The 16,564-nt window shown below is 73.5% G+C and carries 18 protein-coding genes; 11 read left to right on the top strand and 7 right to left on the bottom strand.

Translation table 11 applies throughout. The features are described from left to right. Positions 1 to 38 precede the first annotated feature (38 nt). Positions 39 to 689: a GntR family transcriptional regulator gene (locus tag ACGFIA_RS26415; RefSeq protein WP_393262642.1), complete on the top strand. Its 651-nt coding sequence runs from the start codon at positions 39 to 41 to the stop codon at positions 687 to 689. Further along, on the top strand, positions 686 to 1,969 hold the full coding sequence (locus ACGFIA_RS26410; protein ID WP_393262639.1) for a nitrate/nitrite transporter: 1,284 nt from the start codon (positions 686 to 688) through the stop codon (positions 1,967 to 1,969). Before ACGFIA_RS26415 ends, ACGFIA_RS26410 begins: the two co-directional genes overlap by 4 nt. A 46-nt stretch (positions 1,970 to 2,015) precedes the next feature. Here the strand turns inward: ACGFIA_RS26410 and ACGFIA_RS26405 are convergent, their stop codons facing one another. After that, positions 2,016 to 2,429, bottom strand: coding sequence for a hypothetical protein (locus ACGFIA_RS26405; RefSeq protein WP_357389837.1), 414 nt, complete (start codon positions 2,427 to 2,429; stop codon positions 2,016 to 2,018). A 140-nt stretch (positions 2,430 to 2,569) separates the two neighbouring features. On the opposite strand from ACGFIA_RS26405, the gene ACGFIA_RS26400 reads away from it, so the two are divergent. The 5 genes from ACGFIA_RS26400 to ACGFIA_RS26380 all read left to right on the top strand — a co-directional run bounded on the left by ACGFIA_RS26400 (position 2,570) and on the right by ACGFIA_RS26380 (position 7,395). Further along, positions 2,570 to 3,658, top strand: coding sequence for an S-(hydroxymethyl)mycothiol dehydrogenase (locus ACGFIA_RS26400; protein ID WP_013286410.1), 1,089 nt, complete (start codon positions 2,570 to 2,572; stop codon positions 3,656 to 3,658). After that, the gene (locus tag ACGFIA_RS26395; RefSeq protein ID WP_357389835.1) at positions 3,655 to 4,284 is read left to right on the top strand and encodes an MBL fold metallo-hydrolase; all 630 of its coding nucleotides are present in this window, start codon (positions 3,655 to 3,657) and stop codon (positions 4,282 to 4,284) included. The genes ACGFIA_RS26400 and ACGFIA_RS26395 overlap by 4 nt, the downstream gene beginning before the upstream one ends. Positions 4,285 to 4,415: 131 nt before the next feature. Then, positions 4,416 to 5,516, top strand: a complete 1,101-nt coding sequence (locus ACGFIA_RS26390; RefSeq protein ID WP_393262637.1) for a DUF3626 domain-containing protein — start codon at positions 4,416 to 4,418, stop codon at positions 5,514 to 5,516. Between the two features lie 211 nt (positions 5,517 to 5,727). After that, positions 5,728 to 6,453 carry a hypothetical protein gene (locus tag ACGFIA_RS26385; protein WP_357389831.1) on the top strand — a complete coding sequence of 242 codons (726 nt, stop codon included), beginning with the start codon at positions 5,728 to 5,730 and terminating at the stop codon, positions 6,451 to 6,453. A gap of 390 nt (positions 6,454 to 6,843) precedes the next feature. Then, complete coding sequence (locus ACGFIA_RS26380; protein ID WP_357474837.1) at positions 6,844 to 7,395, top strand: hypothetical protein; 552 nt, start codon at positions 6,844 to 6,846, stop codon at positions 7,393 to 7,395. Positions 7,396 to 7,446: 51 nt separating this feature from the next. On the opposite strand, the gene ACGFIA_RS26375 is transcribed toward ACGFIA_RS26380, so the two are convergent. Both ACGFIA_RS26375 and ACGFIA_RS26370 read right to left on the bottom strand, forming a co-directional pair. Then, a complete protein-coding gene (locus ACGFIA_RS26375) occupies positions 7,447 to 8,364 on the bottom strand; it encodes an alpha/beta hydrolase family protein (RefSeq protein WP_393262636.1) in 918 nt (305 codons plus the stop codon). Continuing rightward, positions 8,361 to 8,702, bottom strand: a complete 342-nt coding sequence (locus ACGFIA_RS26370; protein ID WP_357389825.1) for a hypothetical protein — start codon at positions 8,700 to 8,702, stop codon at positions 8,361 to 8,363. The genes ACGFIA_RS26375 and ACGFIA_RS26370 overlap by 4 nt, the downstream gene beginning before the upstream one ends. Before the next feature lie 70 nt (positions 8,703 to 8,772). Between ACGFIA_RS26370 and ACGFIA_RS26365 the strand changes: the two genes are divergently transcribed. Next, positions 8,773 to 9,330 (top strand): helix-turn-helix domain-containing protein, encoded by a 558-nt coding sequence (locus ACGFIA_RS26365; RefSeq protein ID WP_357474828.1) that lies wholly within the window; start codon positions 8,773 to 8,775, stop codon positions 9,328 to 9,330. Here ACGFIA_RS26365 and ACGFIA_RS26360 read toward each other — a convergent pair. After that, positions 9,303 to 10,745, bottom strand: coding sequence for an MFS transporter (locus tag ACGFIA_RS26360; protein ID WP_393262632.1), 1,443 nt, complete (start codon positions 10,743 to 10,745; stop codon positions 9,303 to 9,305). The two genes, ACGFIA_RS26365 and ACGFIA_RS26360, sit on opposite strands and share 28 nt — an antisense overlap. A 71-nt stretch (positions 10,746 to 10,816) precedes the next feature. Beyond that, on the bottom strand, positions 10,817 to 11,053 hold the full coding sequence (locus ACGFIA_RS26355) for a hypothetical protein (RefSeq protein WP_043323944.1): 237 nt from the start codon (positions 11,051 to 11,053) through the stop codon (positions 10,817 to 10,819). A gap of 143 nt (positions 11,054 to 11,196) precedes the next feature. Here ACGFIA_RS26355 and ACGFIA_RS26350 point away from each other — a divergent pair, with 143 nt between their 5' ends. After that, positions 11,197 to 12,345, top strand: coding sequence for a geranylgeranyl reductase family protein (locus ACGFIA_RS26350; protein ID WP_393262672.1), 1,149 nt, complete (start codon positions 11,197 to 11,199; stop codon positions 12,343 to 12,345). Positions 12,346 to 12,356: 11 nt separating this feature from the next. On the opposite strand, the gene ACGFIA_RS26345 is transcribed toward ACGFIA_RS26350, so the two are convergent. After that, the gene (locus ACGFIA_RS26345; RefSeq protein ID WP_393262629.1) at positions 12,357 to 13,391 is read right to left on the bottom strand and encodes an NAD(P)-dependent alcohol dehydrogenase; all 1,035 of its coding nucleotides are present in this window, start codon (positions 13,389 to 13,391) and stop codon (positions 12,357 to 12,359) included. Between the two features lie 93 nt (positions 13,392 to 13,484). Here ACGFIA_RS26345 and ACGFIA_RS26340 point away from each other — a divergent pair, with 93 nt between their 5' ends. After that, positions 13,485 to 13,670, top strand: a complete 186-nt coding sequence (locus tag ACGFIA_RS26340) for a hypothetical protein (protein ID WP_357389817.1) — start codon at positions 13,485 to 13,487, stop codon at positions 13,668 to 13,670. Between the two features lie 39 nt (positions 13,671 to 13,709). Here ACGFIA_RS26340 and ACGFIA_RS26335 read toward each other — a convergent pair whose 3' ends face one another. Then, positions 13,710 to 15,500, bottom strand: a complete 1,791-nt coding sequence (locus ACGFIA_RS26335; RefSeq protein WP_393262627.1) for a bifunctional metallophosphatase/5'-nucleotidase — start codon at positions 15,498 to 15,500, stop codon at positions 13,710 to 13,712. Positions 15,501 to 15,652: 152 nt separating this feature from the next. On the opposite strand from ACGFIA_RS26335, the gene ACGFIA_RS26330 reads away from it, so the two are divergent. Beyond that, positions 15,653 to 16,555, top strand: a complete 903-nt coding sequence (locus tag ACGFIA_RS26330; RefSeq protein ID WP_393262624.1) for an SDR family oxidoreductase — start codon at positions 15,653 to 15,655, stop codon at positions 16,553 to 16,555. Positions 16,556 to 16,564 lie beyond the last annotated feature (9 nt).

Below are 16,564 nucleotides of genomic sequence, written 5' to 3'. Positions count from 1 at the left end.
CGGGCCGTCCGGGCGGCCCGGGGAGCAAGCTTAGATACATGACGCATCCCAGCCGGACCGCGCTGTCCGCCGCCGAGCGGGCGTACCGGCACCTCAAGCAGGCCATCCTGGAACAGGTCTACCCGGGCGGCCAGCTCGTCAGCGAGGGGGAGATCGCCGAGGCGACCGGCGTGTCCCGCACGCCGGTGCGGGAGGCGCTGCTGCGGCTGGAGTCCGAAGGGCTGGTCAAGCTCTACCCGAAGCGCGGGGCGCTGATCCGGCCGGTCTCGGCGCGGGAGATCGCCGACGTCATCGAGGCCCGCCGCCTGGTCGAGCTGCACGCCGCCGACCGGGTCTGGCCGCGCCGCGCCGAGCTGCGCGCCGACCTGGCCCGCTGGCTGGACGAGATGCGCCGCGCGCACGCCGCCGGTGACATCACCGCGCTGATGGCCGCCGACCGGTCGTTCCACGCCGCGGTGGTGGAGGCGGCCGGCAACGAGATCCTGGCCGAGCTGTACCACAGGCTGCGCGACCGCCAGCTGCGCATGGGCGAGGCGAGCTTCCGGCTCTCGCCTGGCTGGGCCGAGGTCGCCCTCGCCGAACACGCCGGCCAGCTCGCCGCGCTCGACGGCGACGACCCGCGGGCGTGGCACGACGCGGTGGCCGCGCACATCGACACCGCCGCCCGGATGCTCGGGACGCTGCGGTGAACGCGGGTCGCCGGCCCGCCGTCCTGGTGTACGCGGTGGCGCTGGCCGCGTACGTGGCCGCCGTGTTCCACCGCAGCTCGCTCGGTGTCACCGGGGTCGACGCGGCGGACCGCTTCCACATCAACGCCGCCGCGCTCGCCACCTTCTCCGTGGCGCAGCTCGCCGTCTACGCCGCCATGCAGATCCCGGTCGGGGTGCTGCTGGACCGGTACGGCTCACGCCGGCTGCTGCTGGCCGGTGGCGCGCTCATGGTGGCCGGGCAGCTCCTGTTCGCGGTCGCCGATGGCGTGCCGGCCGCCGTGGCCGCCCGGGTGCTCGTCGGGCTCGGCGACGCCATGACCTTCATCAGCGTGCTGCGCATCGTCGCGTTCTGGTTCCCCGGCCGGCGCAACCCGCTGCTGGTGCAGCTCACCGGCACCGTCGGCCAGCTCGGTGCGGTGCTCGGCGCCGTACCCCTGGTGGCGCTGCTGCACCAGGCGGGCTGGACCCCGGCGTTCCTGACCGCCGCGGCGCTCGGCGCGACAGTGGTGCTGCTGGTCCTCGTCGCGGTACGCGACACGCCGCACGCTGAGCACGCCACCGCGCTCGCCCCCGACCTGGCCACAGTGCGCCGCCAGCTCGCCGACGCCTGGGCCCAGCCCGGTACCCGGCTCGGGCTGTGGACGCACTTCGTCACCCAGTTCTCCGGCGCGGTGTTCGCCCTGCTGTGGGGGTACCCGTTCCTCGTACAGGGGCAGGGGTTCTCGCCGACCGCGGCGGCCGGGATGCTCACGCTGATGACGATGGCGACGCTGGTGTGCGGGCCGGTGCTCGCGCACCTGTGCTCCCGCCACCCGTTCCACCGCTCGGCGGTGGTGTTCGCGATCACCGCCGCCACCGCCGGGGTGTGGGCGGTGGTGCTGGTCTGGCCCGGCCGCGCGCCGCACTGGCTGCTCGTGACGCTCGTGGTGGTGCTGGCGGTGAACGGTCCCGGTTCGATGATCGGGTTCGACTACGCCCGCTCGTTCAATCCGGTGCGCCGCATCGGCAGCGCCACCGGCATCGTCAACGTCGGCGGCTTCGTCGCCTCGATCGTGCTGATCCTGGCCGTCGGCGTGGTGCTGGACCTGGCCACCCCGGCCGGGCAGGCCGCGCCGCCGCTGTCCGCGTTCCGCTGGGCGTTCGCCGTGCAGTTCCTGCTCTGGGCGCTCGGCGCCGTGCAGGTGCTGCGCTACCGCAACGCCGCCCGCCGCCGGCTCGCCGACGAGCGGGCCGCCGTCGTGGTCGCGGCGCCGGCCTGAGTACGCGGCCGGTCCGGCAGCGCGCGGGCGGCCCGGCGCGGCCGGTTCAGCGCCGGTGCCGGACCAGCGAGTCGAGCACCAGCGTCAGCCCCGCGCCGACCAGCCACACGTCCTTGGCCAGGCCGATGCCCGCCTCGCTGGGCCGCAGGCTGGTGCCCTCGCGCATGCCCGGCGTCTTCAGGTAGAGCTGCACCAGTCCGGCACCGAACGCGGTGAGCGCGGCGCCGGCCAGCAGCGACGGCACGAACGGGGCGAGCAGCGCCGCACCGAGGGCGATCTCGCCCCGGGACAGCAGCACGCCGAACCGGTCCGGCGGGATCTGCCCCAGCTGCGGCATCGCGCCGGCCGCCATGCCGTGCATCCCGGCGGCGGCCTCGCCCTCCAGGTTCCGCTTGCCCAGCCCGGAGTTCAGGATGTACGCGCCGATCGCGACGCGCAGTGGCGCATGTGACAACCTCATGAGCACTCCCGTCCCACCTGGTAGAGCCGGCATCCCGGGTACCCGGTCATGACCAGGACAATCCGGCGGCCTTCGTTGGGTCGCGGGTCATGATCAGCGGTAGGTTCGGCAGAGTCAGACCACGCAACGGAGGAGGCACCGTGAGCCAGGAAGTCCGGGGAGTCGTGTCGCGGCGCAAGGGCGCGCCCGTGGAGGTCACCACCATCGTGGTGCCGGACCCGGGGCCGGGCGAGGCGGTGGTCCGCATCCAGTCGTGCGGCGTCTGCCACACCGACCTGCACTACCGCGAGGGCGGCATCAACGACGACTACCCGTTCCTGCTGGGCCACGAGGCCGCCGGCATCGTGGAGCAGGTGGGCGACGGGGTCACCGACGTGGCGCCCGGCGATTTCGTGGTGCTCAACTGGCGCGCGGTCTGCGGGCAGTGCCGGGCCTGCCGCCGTGGCCGCCCGTGGTACTGCTTCGCCACCCACAACGCCACCCAGAAGATGACGCTCACCGACGGCACCGAGCTGACGCCCGCGCTCGGCATCGGCGCGTTCGCCGAGAAGACGCTCGTCCACGCCGGGCAGTGCACGAAGGTCGACCCGTCGGCCCGGCCGGCGGCTGTCGGCCTGCTCGGCTGCGGTGTGATGGCCGGTCTCGGCGCGGCCATGAACACCGGCAACGTGACCCGGGGCGACTCGGTCGCGGTGATCGGCTGCGGCGGCGTCGGCGACGCGGCGGTGGCCGGCGCGGCCCTGGCCGGTGCGACCACGATCATCGCGGTGGACACCGACTCCCGCAAGCTCGACTGGGCGCGCAAGTTCGGCGCCACGCACACCGTCAACGCCTCCGAGGACGACGCGGTGGAGGCCATCCGCGCGGCCACCGGCGGCTTCGGCGCCGACGTGGTGATCGACGCGGTGGGCCGTCCGGAGACGTGGAAGCAGGCGTTCTACGCCCGCGACCTGGCCGGCACCGTCGTGCTGGTCGGCGTGCCGACGCCGGAGATGACAGTCGACCTGCCGCTGCTGGACGTCTTCGGGCGCGGCGGCGCGCTCAAGTCGAGCTGGTACGGCGACTGCCTGCCCAGCCGCGACTTCCCCATGCTGACCGAGCTGTACCGGCAGGGCCGGCTGGACCTGGACGCGTTCGTCACCGAGGAGATCGCCCTGGACCAGGTCGAGGAGGCGTTCGCCCGGATGCACCACGGCGACGTGCTGCGCTCGGTGGTGGTCTTCCCGTGACCGCCCGCGTCGACCACGCCGTCACCTCCGGCACGTTCTCGCTGGACGGGCAGACGTTCGACGTGGACAACAACGTCTGGGTGATCGGCGACGACGCCGAGTGCGTCGTCCTCGACGCGCCGCACGACGTGGCGGCCATCCGCGAGGTCATCGGTGACCGGCGGGTGCTGGCGATCGTCGCCACCCACGCCCACGACGACCACGTACGGGTCGCGCCCGAGCTGGCCCGGGCCACCGGTGCTCCGGTGCTGCTGCACCCGGCCGACCGGGTGCTGTGGGACATGACGCACCCGGGCACGGAACCGGACGGCGACCTCACCGACGGGCAGACGATCACCGTCGGCGGCACCACGCTGCGGGTGTTGCACACCCCGGGCCACAGCCCCGGCGCGTGCAGCCTCTACGCCCCCGACCTGGGCGCCGTCTTCACCGGGGACACCCTGTTCGCCGGTGGGCCGGGCGCGACCGGACGCTCGTACAGCGACTTCGGCACCATCGTCGAGTCGATCCGTACCCGGCTGCTCACGCTGCCGCCGGAGACGGTGGTGCACACCGGGCACGGCGACGACACCACGATCGGGGCCGAGGCGCCGCACCTGGACGAGTGGATCGCCCGGGGCCACTGAGGACGACAGGGTTCGCGCGGGCCCGGCCGGGCCCGCGCGGCGTCTTGCGGCCGTCAGTGCCGGGGACAGCCGCGTCTCCGTCCGCTTCGGAGCGGCCCGGAAAACCGTGTGGCCGCGCGGCCCGCCGTCCGGTGATACTCGGGCCCGTGCCCGTCGCCACCCTCACCGCCGCCCAGTCCGCCGCGCTGCGCCACGTCCGCGACATCGCGCTGCGCGACCGCCCGTCGGCGCTCGCCGTCATCGCCGGCCACCTCGCCGCCTCCGGCGCCAGCTACCGGTACGAGGAGGTCGTCGCCGCGATCACCGGGTACGGCCGTCTGACGCTCAACTTCCACCCCGACCGGGTGCTGCGGGACGGCCGCACAGTGGTCGAGGCGCTGGACGAGGAGGGCGTCTACCGCAGCCAGTTCGAGACCGGCGTCTCCAACGGCGGCCTGACCGCGTACCCGGGCGGCGACCGGGACGTGTGGGAGCGGGCGATGTTCGGCGGCGCGTACCAGCGGCCGGGCGTGCTGCCCGCGGAGCGCCCGAAGTACGGGGGCCTGAACCTGCTCGACCACGCCGACGGCGCGTGCCCCCGGTTCGGCTCCTGTCACCTGCGGCTGCGCCCGGAGGTGCTGGCCCGGGCCACGTTCAGCTTCGGGGACAGCCACATCGAGCCCACCGAGTTCGGCACCGCCGATGTCTTCGAGCCGGTGTTCGCCGCGTTGCTGACCGCCACCGCAGGGACCGGCGTCGCCCTGGGCGTGGCCGGCATGGACACCGGCACGCTGCTGCGGACGCTGCTGTGCCGCCGCGAGCGGGAGTCCGGGCGGGTCGGCCGGGCGCTTGACGACTACGTCGAGGCGCAGGTGCACGGCGAGATCAGCCTGGCCCGCGACGTGGAGGCGCTCGTGGTCGACCCGTCGTTCCGTGGCACCGACGTGGGACGGCGCCTGGAGGCGATCGCCGCGCGGCACGGCCTGGCGCTGCGGTTCCACCCGGGCTTCGTGCTGCCGGTCGACGGCGTGGACGCGGAATTCCGGGGCCCGGACATCCCGCCGCTGGCCGCGCGGGTGGCCGCCGAGTTCGGGCACCCGGGGGAGCCGTTGCACGCGGCGCTCGTGGGCCGCGCCGCCGCCTCGGTGGTACGCGAACCGCAGCGCTGGGCCGACCGGGGACCGGTCGAGGTGACGTCGCAGCACCTCAAGCAGCTCTGGCACGTGCTGGTCCGGTTCGGCGCTCCGGCCTGATCGTCCCGGTCCGCCGCCGGAACGGCGCGCCTGCCCGGAATCCCGGGTGACCTGGGCCGCAGCCCGCGCCGTACCTGGCATTTCCGGAATGACCGACACGGCGGGCTGGTTGTGTCCCCCGTACCGCCGGAATCCAAACACCTACCCGGCGGTAGTCCCTCGAGGGGCGCTCACCCCGGAGCGCGTCGTAACGATCGAAAGGGCAACCATCGTGAAGCAGCACTTCACTCGATGGCTCCCCGCCATCGCGAAGACCGCCGTCGCGAAGACCGCCGCCGTCTCCCGTAACCGCCGTGCGGTGCTCAGCGTGGCGGGTGTGGCCGTACTGGGCGGGCTGGCCGTCGGCCCGGTCGCCGTGGCCGCGCCGGTGACCAGCGGGCCGCACGCCGGCGCCAAGGCCGCCATCGACCTGGCCACCGGCAAGAAGACCTCCACCGAGGCGGTCAAGCCCGGCCAGACCACCGGCCTGGACAAGGTGCCGACCCGGGCCGACCGGCCGGCCAAGGAGAAGCTCGTGCCGCACGGCGTCGAGGGCGCGCAGTCGCGCATCCCGCTCGACGACGCGCAGCTCGACAACGCCAAGGCCATCGTCGAGGCGGCCAAGGAGACCGGCGTGGGGGAGCGGGGCGCCGTGATCGGCGTCGCCACCTCGCTCCAGGAGTCGAAGCTGTACAACCTGGGTCACCTCGGCGCGTACAACGACCACGACTCGGAGGGCCTGTTCCAGCAGCGCCCGTCGTCCGGTTGGGGCACGTCCGAGCAGATCACCGACCCGGACTACTCCAGCAAGGCGTTCTTCAACGCGCTGAAGAACGTCGGCGGCTGGCACGAGCTGCCGCTGACCACCGCCGCGCAGACGGTCCAGGTGTCCGCCTACCCGTACGCGTACGCGCAGTGGGAGGAGCAGGCGGCGGACATCGTCCAGCAGGTCTGGTGACCCGACACCCGTAGCGAACGGCCGGCCCCTTCCGGGGCCGGCCGTTCCGCGCGCGGGGCTGATCCCCGCCGATCTTGGAGTTGTGGCACCTCGCAGACCTCGTGAACCGGACATCCTGGGCGCCACAACTCCAAGATCGACGGGGGAGGGCGGGAGGGCGGGCCTGTGGGCGGAGTGTCCGGTTGCGCTGTGGTGGGCGGCACCGCGCGGGCGGAATCGGGGGCGGGCGGGTGGCGTTGTAACCCGGAGCGGCGCCCCCGGGAACAGCCCCGGGCCGCCGGTCGTTGCACACCCGGCACGCCTCGCGCTGCCGGCCCCCCGAACTTCTTGAGCGCCTGACGGTGCCCACGCGTCCACCCCCGGATGCGTCGACCCCCGAACGGAGCCACCATGAACACGATCCTGCGCAAGAGCATTCTCGGTGTCGCCGGTCTCGCCTTCACCGGTGGCGTTTTCGCCGGCCCGGTCGCCGCGCACGCGACGGAGACCGCCAAGCCCGCCGCGGTCGCGGTCCAGAGCGTCAGTCCGCAGGGCGCGCAGTCGCACGTGGACCTGAACGACGAGCAGCTGGCCAACGCCAAGGCCGTCATCGCGGCCACCAAGAAGGCGGGCCTGCCCGAGCGGGCCGCGGTCGTCTCGATCGCCACCGCGCTGCAGGAGTCGAAGCTGGAGAACCTGGGTCACCTGGGTGACCGCAACGACCACGACTCGCTGGGCCTGTTCCAGCAGCGGCCGTCCAGCGGCTGGGGCACGCCGGAGCAGATCACCGACCCCGAGTACTCGACGCTGGCGTTCCTCAAGGGTCTCAAGCAGGTCGACGGCTGGCAGGACATGCCGCTGACCGAGGCCGCGCAGACCGTGCAGGTCAGCGCCTACCCCGACGCGTACGCGCAGTGGGAGAACCAGGCCGCCGAGATCGTCGCCGAGCACTGGAACAAGTAAGAGCTGACGAAAGGCCGGTAACCGGATCGGGTGCCGGCCTTTCGCGTGTCCTCAGTCGCTGTGCGCGGTGAGCCACGACAGCACCGGCTCGACCACCGACGGGTCCAGCGGCTGCTTCGCCTCTTCCCGGTACGCCCGCAGCGACGGCGGTCCGGGCTGGCGGCGCAGCACGTGGGTGACGTCCGGCAGCACCCCGGTCCGCACCGGCCCGCCCGCGTGCGCGGCGATGACCGGCAGGTCGGCGGGGTCGGTCTGCAAATCCTTGTCGCCGGTGAGCGCGAGGATCGGGGCCTCGACGCGCGCCAGGTCCGGCCGGGGATCGTAGCGCAGGAACTCCCGGAACCAGCGGGCGTTGAGCCGTTGCCCGCCGACCCACGCCACGTCCTTGTCGGTGGCGAGGATCTTCTCGTGGTTGCGGGCCACCTTCGCCACCAGGTCGGTGCGGGTGAGCCGCAGCAGCAGGCGTACCGGCCCGGGCAGCGTGGGCAGCAGCCGCCCGGCCTGCCAGCGCAGCACCTCGGCGCCGGTGCGCCCGGGCGCGGAGAGCAGGACCAGGCCCGCCACCGGTACGCCGCGCGCGGCGAGCGCGATCGCGGTGAGCGCGCCCTCGCTGTGCCCGACCAGGAACATCCGCCCGGCGTCCACGGCCGGGTCGTCGCGCAGCGCCGCGAACACCGCCGCCGCGTCGTCGACGTTGTCGTGGAAGCCGGTACGCGGGAACTCGCCGCTGCTCTCGCCGACGCCCCGCCGGTCGTACCGGGCGACGGCGAATCCGGCCCCGCCCAGTGCGGCGGCCAGGTGCCGCTGAATCCCCAGTGGCAGGCGGCGGTGGTCGCCGTCGCGGTTGATCGGCCCGGAGCCGGGCAGCAGCAGCGCCACCGGGTGCGGCCCGGCGCCGTCGGGCAGGGTGAGCGTGCCGGACAGCCGCTGCCCGGCCGAGTCGACGGCGAGCGGTCGGTCGATCGTCACCGCAGCACTGCCGCGGCCAGGGCGTCGGCGTCGTCGGCACCGATGAGCAGGGAGTCGTACGCCTGGCCGGTGAGGGTGATGCGGACGGCCGGCTGGCCGCCGCGGACGCTGACGAACTCCTTGCCGGCCTTGCCGCGCCAGGTGCCGACGTTGCGCGTGCGGGGCACGCCGAGGCCGGGCGCCCGGATGCCGCGGGTGGCGCGCGCCCCGTCCGGCACGACGGCGGCGCCGGCGACGGCGGAGCGGGGGAACGACAGGTCGCCGCGCAGGGCCCAGATCTTCTCGGCGGTGGTGAGCCGGACGTCGATGCGGTCGGGGGTGAGGTCGATGGTGGCCATCGGTGGACTCCTCGCTTCTGTTATCGTCAGTGAGAACATTACCGGAGGCGATAACGAAAGGGGAGCCGCTGTGGCACTCGACACCGTGGAGCTGTTGCTGCACCCGGTCCGGCTGCGCATCGTCCAGGCGTTCCTGGGTGGCCGCACGCTCACCACCGCCGACCTGCGCGCCGAGCTGAGTGACGTCCCACCGGCCACGCTCTACCGGCAGGTGGCCACGCTCGCCGACCACGGCGTGCTGCACACGGTGGGACAGCGGCAGGCCCGCGGCGCCGTCGAACGCAGCTACCGGCTCCACGAGGCCGCCGCGTCGGTCGACCCGGACGAGGCCCGGGCCATGAGCCCGCAGCGGCACCGCCAGGCGTTCCTCACCTTCGTCGCGGGCCTGCTCGCCGACTTCGACGGCTACCTCGACGCCGGCGGGGGAGACCTGGCCCGCGACGTGGCCGGCTACCGGCAGAACGCGTTCCACGCCACCGACGACGAGACCGCCGAGTTCGTCACCCGGTTCCGCGAGCTGTTCGCCGAGTACGCGGCCCTGCGCCCCGGCCCCGGCCGCACCCGGCGGCTGATCACCACAGTCCTGCTGCCCGCCGCCGATCAGGAGCCGCCCGCCGCCCGCCGGTGACCGAGCGCGATGTCCGCCACGGCGGCGCCGAGCGCCAGCACGACGATCCCGGCGGCGAGCAGCAGCGAGTGGCGGAACGCCGTGCTCCAGTCGCCGCGGTCCGCGGCGAGCGTCGAGAAGAACAGCGCGCCCACCGCGGCGATGCCGGCGGCCGACCCGATGCGCTGCCCGGTCTGGAGCATCCCCGCGCCGCTGCCGGCCATCGGCACCGGCACCTCGGACAGCGTGAGCGTCTGGTTCGGCGCGATCACCAGGCCGCTGCCCAGCCCGGCGACCAGCAGCGGCAGCGCGGTCCGCAACGGCACGTTCTCGTGCGGCCCGCCGGCCAGCACCAGGTCGGTCGCGACCAGCCCGGCCACCACCGCCGCCAGCCCGATCGCGACGAGCGGACGGCCGTACCGGGTGACCACCCGGCCGCCGAGCGCGGAGGCGAGCGCCGAACCGAGCGCGAACGGGGTGATCGCCAGGCCGGCCACGAGCGCGCTGTAACCCAGGCCCATCTGGAGGTAGAGCGTGAAGATGAAGAAGATCGCGGTGAAACCGGCGAAGTAGATCAGGCCGATCAGCGCGCCCAGCGTGTACGAGCGCACGGTGAACAGCCGCAGGTCGAACAGTGGCTGCGCGCGCCGGGCGTACCGGTGCTCCCAGAGCGCGAACCCGGCGAGCAGCAGCAGGCCGGCGGGGATCAGCAGCCACTTGCCCGCGCCCCGCCACTGCTCCCGCTGCACCAGCGGCAGCAGGATCACCGTCACCCCGGCGCCGAGGAGCAGCACACCGAGCGGATCGAGCCGGCCCCGGCCGGCGGGGTTGGTCGGCCGGGCCGGCATCAGCCGCCAGCCGAGCAGCATCGCCACGATCCCGACCGGGATGTTCACGAAGAAGACCCACCGCCAGCCGTGCTCCGTGCCGCCGAGCTGGATGAGCAGCCCGCCCAGCAGCGGGCCGACGGCGGTGGAGATGCCGATGGTCGCACCGAGCAGCCCGAACGCCCGGCCCCGGTCCGCACCCCGGAACAGCTCCTGGATCATGCCGCTGACCTGGGGATTCACCACACCGGCGGCGGCACCCTGGACGAGCCGGGCCACGACCAGCCACTCCGGCGAGCGGGCCAGGCCGGCCAGCGCGCTGGTCAGCGTGAACAGGCCCACCCCGACCACGAACGCGGTACGCCGCCCGCGCGCGTCGCCGAAGCGCCCGGCCGGCACCAGCACCAGGCCGAACGTCAGCGCGTACCCGGACAGCACCCACTGCAGGTCGCTCGGCGTGGCCTGCAACGCCCGGTCGATCGACGGCACCGCGACGTTGACGATGCTGACGTCCAGCAGCGTCATGAACGCCGCGATCAGGCCGACGCTCAGCGCGCGCCAGCGGCGCCGGTCGTCGTACCCGGGGGTCGACGCCCGGCCCTCGCTCATCGTGCCCCCCACTGACCGTCGCTCACCCGACTCCGGTCGCTACCCGGTGCCCGGTGGGGCAAACGACCCGATCACGCCACCTGACGCGCGCACCACCGGGGTCCGAAGTCCAGGCCGGACATCGGGGAGTCCTCGCGGTGCAGCAGACCCCGCTCGGTGAGCGAGTGCAGCGGCTCGCGCAGCTCCTCCTCGGTCATCCCGGTCTCCTGGGCGATCAGGTCCGGGTAGGGGACATGTCCCTGCACCTCCAGCGCGGACACCGCCTGGTAGACCCGTTCCTCGACGGCGGACAACTGGACCTGAGGCATCGCTTCCCTCCTCGGCGTGGACCGCCCGCCCCGCGGACGGCCGGCGACCGGCGGTTACCCGGATGCGCGGCGATGATGCTCACCCGTTCGGCTGTCGTACCGGGCGGTGCGGCACGGCGGTGCCCTAGGCTGCTCCCGTGATCATGGATCTCGTCGTGGTCGGCGGCGGACCCGCCGGACTCTCCGCCGCGCACGCCGCGGCCAGTGCCGGCGTCCGCACGCTCGTTGTCGAACGGGCCACCCATCCGCGCTACAAGACCTGCGGGGGCGGCCTGATCGGGACGTCGCTGGCCGAGGTCGCCGGCCGCGTCGAGGTGCCCGCCCACGACCGGGTGGACCGGCTCACGTTCACCCGGGACGGGCGGCGCGCGTTCACCCGCCGGCACCCGGCGCCACTGGTCACCATGATCCGCCGGGAGGAGTTCGACGACCGGCTGCGCGCCGCCGCCGTCGCCGCCGGGGCGCAGGTCCGCGAGGGCGTCGCGGTCCGCGCGATCGAGCAGGACCCCGACGAGGTACGCCTGCGCCTGGCCGGCGGTGAGCTGGTACGCGCCCGTACCGTCATCGGCGCGGACGGCTCCTCCGGCGTGACGGCGCGTCACGTCGGGGTGCGCTTCCGCCAGGTCGACCTGGGCCTGGAACTGGAACTGCCGGTGGACGCCGCCGAGCGGGACCGCTGGCGCGGCCGGGTGCTGCTCGACTGGGGGCCGCTGCCCGGCTCCTACGCGTGGGTGTTCCCCAAGGGCGACCGTCTCACAGTGGGCGTCATCGCGGCCCGGGGCGACGGTGACCGCACCCGCGCCTACCTGCGCGACTTCACCGACCGGCTCGGACTGTCCGGGGTGACCCCGGAGCACGACTCCGGCCACCTGACCCGCTGCCGCACCGGGGACTCCCCGCTGCGGCACGGCCGGGTGCTCGTCGCCGGGGACGCCGCCGGCCTGCTGGAGCCGTGGAGCCGCGAGGGGATCAGCTACGCGCTGCGCTCGGGCCGGCTGGCCGGGGAGGCGGTGGCCGCCGGTGACCTCGACGCGTACGCCCGCGAGGTCGACCGGCGGCTGACGCCGGAGATGCGCGCCGGGCACCGGCTGCTGGAGGTGTTCGAGCGGCGGCCCGAGGTGTTCCACGCGATGCTCGCGAGCCCGCCGGGCTGGCGGATGTTCGTCCGGTTCTGTCAGGGCCGGGCGAGCTTCGCCGAGGTGCTCGACCGGCGTCCGGTGCGGGCCGGGCTGGCGCTGCTCGACCGCCTGCCCGCGAGGGCACGGGCCGCGGCGGTCGTTCGGCACGACTGAGCGTCCCCGCGTCAGGGGACGATGACCGCCCGCCCCCGCACCTCGCCCCGGCGCAGCGCCTCGTACGCCCGCGGCGCCTCGGCCAGGGGGAACGTGTGCACGTCGGCGTGCAGCCGGCCGTCGTGGGCCAGCGCGATCACCTCCTGCAGTTCGGCGCGGGTGCCCCAGAACGGCACCACCACACCGGCCTCGAACGGCACCGGCGGCGGCTCGTCGGCGACCGGCCGTACCGGCAGGGTGCCGCCGGCCAGGCCGACCAGCAGGATCTGCCCGCCGGTGGCGACCACCTGCCGGGCGGTGTCCAGGGTGGGCTGCGCGCCGACGAAGTCGAGCACCACGTCCGCGCCGTCCGGCGCCGGCCCGACCAGCTCGCGGATCCTCTCCACCGCGTCCGGGCCGGCCTGCACGGTGTGGTGCGCGCCGAGCCGGGTGGCCAGGTCCAGCGCGGCGGTGTTGGTGTCCACCGCGACGACCCGCACCGCGGTGGTGGCCAGCAGGATCTGCAACCCCATGTGCCCCAGGCCGCCGATGCCGATCACCACGCAGGAGGTGCCGGGCCGCAGCCGGGGCCGTGCCAGGTCCACCGCGTGGTACGGGGTCAGCCCGGCGTCGGTCAGCGGCGCCGCCTGGGTCAGGTCCATGTCACCGACAGGCAGTAGCCGGGACGCGGGCACCACCACGTACTCGGCGAGCCCGCCGTCGCGGCTGAGCCCGATGCCGCCGACCGGGGTGACCCGGCAGCGGTTCTCCTCGCCGTGCAGGCAGGCCCGGCACCGGCCGCAGCCGATGATGCCGTAGACGGCGGCCCGATCGCCGGGCGACCAGCCGTCCACACCGGCGCCGACCGTGTCGACGGTGCCGGCGACCTCGTGGCCGAGCGTGATCGGGACCGGGAACACCCCGGCCGGCGCGTCGAGGATGTGCAGGTCGGAGTGACAGGCGCCGACCGCGCCGACGCGCAGCAGCACCTCGCCGGGGCCGGCCTGCGGCGTGGGCACCTCCGTGTGCTCCAGCACACCGGGTGCGGTCATCCGTACTGCGCGCATGGCTCCTCCACCTCGTCGCCGAATCGTCGCGGCGGCATACCCCTGCCGGAGCGGTTGATGCGGGGACCTGAGGGGTGGGCGCACAATGCGGTCATGAGCGAGCCGGCCGAGTCGTTCACCGACGAGGAGTACGCGTTCCTGCGGCACGTCCGCTTCGGCGAACTGCCGGTCCGGGTGCGCCCGGAGGAGCGGATCGAGTCCGCCGAGACCGAGTTCCCGCCGGACCGGCCGGACCCGGTCGGCGGGGAGTCGGAGTGGCATCTGCGCGCGGGCGGCTGACGGGGCCCGGGCACCCGCCCGGACCCCGCCGCCCCACGGTCAGAAGACCGGCACGCCGTCGCGGACCAGCTTCCAGTTGGGTACGAAGAAGTCGGCCGGGTCGATGACGCCCCTGGCCTGCGCCCAGTCGATGAGCAACTGGCGGATCTCCTGCTGGGCGTTGTAGACCTGGGTCTTCACGATGCCCGGGAAGTTGCCGCCGCCGCTGCGCCGGTAGTTGTTCACCGCCACCACGAACCGGGCGTCCGCCGCGACCGGCGTGTCGGTGCCGGCCAGCACCAGGCGGGTGATCCGCTGCCCGACCGGCCTGGCGATGTCGATGTCGTAGTCGACGCCGGAGAACACGTCGTAGTTGTAGTCCGGCACGTTGGTGTCGTTGATGTTCTCGACGTCGACAGTGGTGCCGACCGGGAAGGTCTTGAAGTACTTCGCCGAGTACTCCAGGTACGCCTTCACCTCGGCGCCGGTCAGCACGACCGCCTCCAGCGTGTTGTCGTACACGTAGAGGCCCGCCACGTCGCGGATGCGCACGTCGCCCTGCGGGAACACCGCGGTGCGGCTGAACGGCGCGGCGATGGACAGCACCGGCAGGCCCGCGTACTCGCCGCCGCCGAGGGCCTCGGTGACGACCTCGGTCTGGACGTGGTTGATGAAGTCCAGGATCGGGGTGTCCTTGTACCGCGACTCGGCGGCGGACAGTTCCACGCTGGACCGCGCGACGACCCGGTTGACGTACTCGACGGTCTTGGCGTGCTGGCCGCGTACGGCCGCGAGCACCGCCGGGTCCTCGACCACGGTGTTTGTGTTGAGCGTGGTTGCCGACTTGGCGGTGACCGTCCAGCGGCCCTTCTCCCGGGTCAGCGTGAAGTCCATCCGGGTCAGCCGCTGGCCCCACTTCGACGGCTCCGAGGTGAGGACCCGCTCGCCGGTGGTTCGGTTGGTGACGAACTTCTCCGGCACCTCGTTGTGCGCGTGGCCGAACAGGATCGCGTCGATGCCGGGGACCTGCTCGGCGATCAGCGCGGTCGGGTTCTCGTTCGGCAGCTCCGGGCCGTAGCTGGAGGTGCCGCTGTCGCCGCCGTGGGCGGAGATGACCACCAGGTCGGCGCCACGCCGGCGCATCTCCGGCACCCACTTCGCGGCGGTGGCGACCATGTCGGCGAAGACCAGGCGGCCCTCGACGTTGCCCTTGTCCCAGATGGCCACGCCGGGGTTGGTCAGGCCGAGGATGCCCACGCGCAGCTTCGGTGCGCCGTGCCCGCCGAGCTTGACCTCCTTGATCACGTACGGGAGGAAGGCCGGCTTGCCGGTCTTGGCGTTCAGCGCGTTCGCGGCGAGGGCCGGGAAGCCGAGCTGCTCGATCCAGGTCGCCAGCAGCGGCAGGCCGTAGTTGAACTCGTGGTTGCCGAGCGTCACCGCGTCGTACTCGAGGATGTTCATGGCGCGGGCCATCGGGTGCGTCTCACCGGTGCTGGTGATCGGCTCCTGCTTGGCGTAGTACGTCGCCAGCGGCGTGCCCTGGATGGTGTCACCGGCGTCCAGGACCAGCGTGGCCCGGCCCGTGCGCTCGGCGCGGATCTGGTTGACCAGTGTGGCGAGCTTCGCGACGCCGACGTCGTTGTGCTTGCTGTCGTCGAACTCCGCGTCCCTGTAGTAGTCCCAGTTGTAGACGTTGCCGTGGGTGTCCGACGTGCCGAGGATCGTCAGGTCCCAGGTCTTCGGCTGCTTCGGCTTCGCCCCGGCGGGCGCGCCGGCCAGCAGGGGAGCGGTCGCGGCGGCGGCCGCGACGGCCAGCACCTGGCGCCGCGAGGCGCCGGAGGAGGAGGTCATGAGGTGCCTTTCCGAATGGGGGGTACGCGCCTCGTGGGCGCCGCTGCGCACCATAACCACCACATGTCACCTGCGCCACACCGGCCCGAACTGTTTCCCTTCCGGTCACGCGCTGCTGTTTTCCCGCCGGTCACCGGGGTAGGGGCGCATCCATGAGCGAGGACCAGTTCACCCAGCAGCACCCGGCCGAGCAGTACGGACAGCGCGCGGGCCAGCCGTCGCAACAGCAGACGCCGCCCGGCAACGAGCAGGAGATGGGGCCGAAGCCCGACCACGGTGAGGAGTCGTACCGGGGCAGCGACCGGCTCACCGGCAAGCGCGCGATCATCACCGGCGGTGACTCCGGCATCGGCCGGGCCGTGGCGATCGCGTTCGCCCGCGAGGGCGCCGACGTGCTCGTCACCTACCTCGCCGACGAGGAGGAGAAGGACGCCCGGGAGACGGTCGCCCTGATCGAGCGGGCCGGGCGCACCGGCGTCGCGGTCCGGTGCGACCTGCGCGAGGAGGACAACTGCCGCGCCCTGGTCGACCAGGCGGTACGCGACCTCGGCGGCGTCGACATCCTGGTCAACAACGCGGCGTACCAGATGTCGCAGGACAACGGCCTGCTCGACATCACCACCGAGCAGTTCGACCGGGTCTTCAAGACCAACGTGTACGCCATGTTCTGGCTCTGCAAGTTCGCGGTGCCGCACATGAAGGAAGGCTCGACGATCATCAACACGTCGTCGATCCAGGCGTTCGACCCGTCGCCGCAGCTGCTCGACTACGCCACCACCAAGGCCGCCATCGCCAACTTCACCAAGGCGCTCGCGCAGAACCTGGCCGAGCGCGGCATCCGGGTCAACGCGGTGGCGCCCGGCCCGATCTGGACGCCGCTGATCCCGGCCACCATGCCGGAGGAGAAGGTGAAGGAGTTCGGCACCGACACGCCGCTGGGCCGCCCCGGTCAGCCGGCCGAGCTGGCGCCCGCGTACGTCTACTTCGCCTCGCAGGAGTCCAGCTACGTCACCGGCGAGATCCTCGGCGTCACCGGTGGCCGCCCGACGAAGTGAGCCGTCGCC

This window comes from Micromonospora sp. NPDC049203 (assembly GCF_043197215.1).
In the GTDB taxonomy this organism is placed as follows: Bacteria; Actinomycetota; Actinomycetes; order Mycobacteriales; family Micromonosporaceae; genus Micromonospora.
The sequence above is the reverse complement of the archived record's forward strand: the minus strand, read 5'-3'. Positions and strand labels throughout refer to the sequence as shown.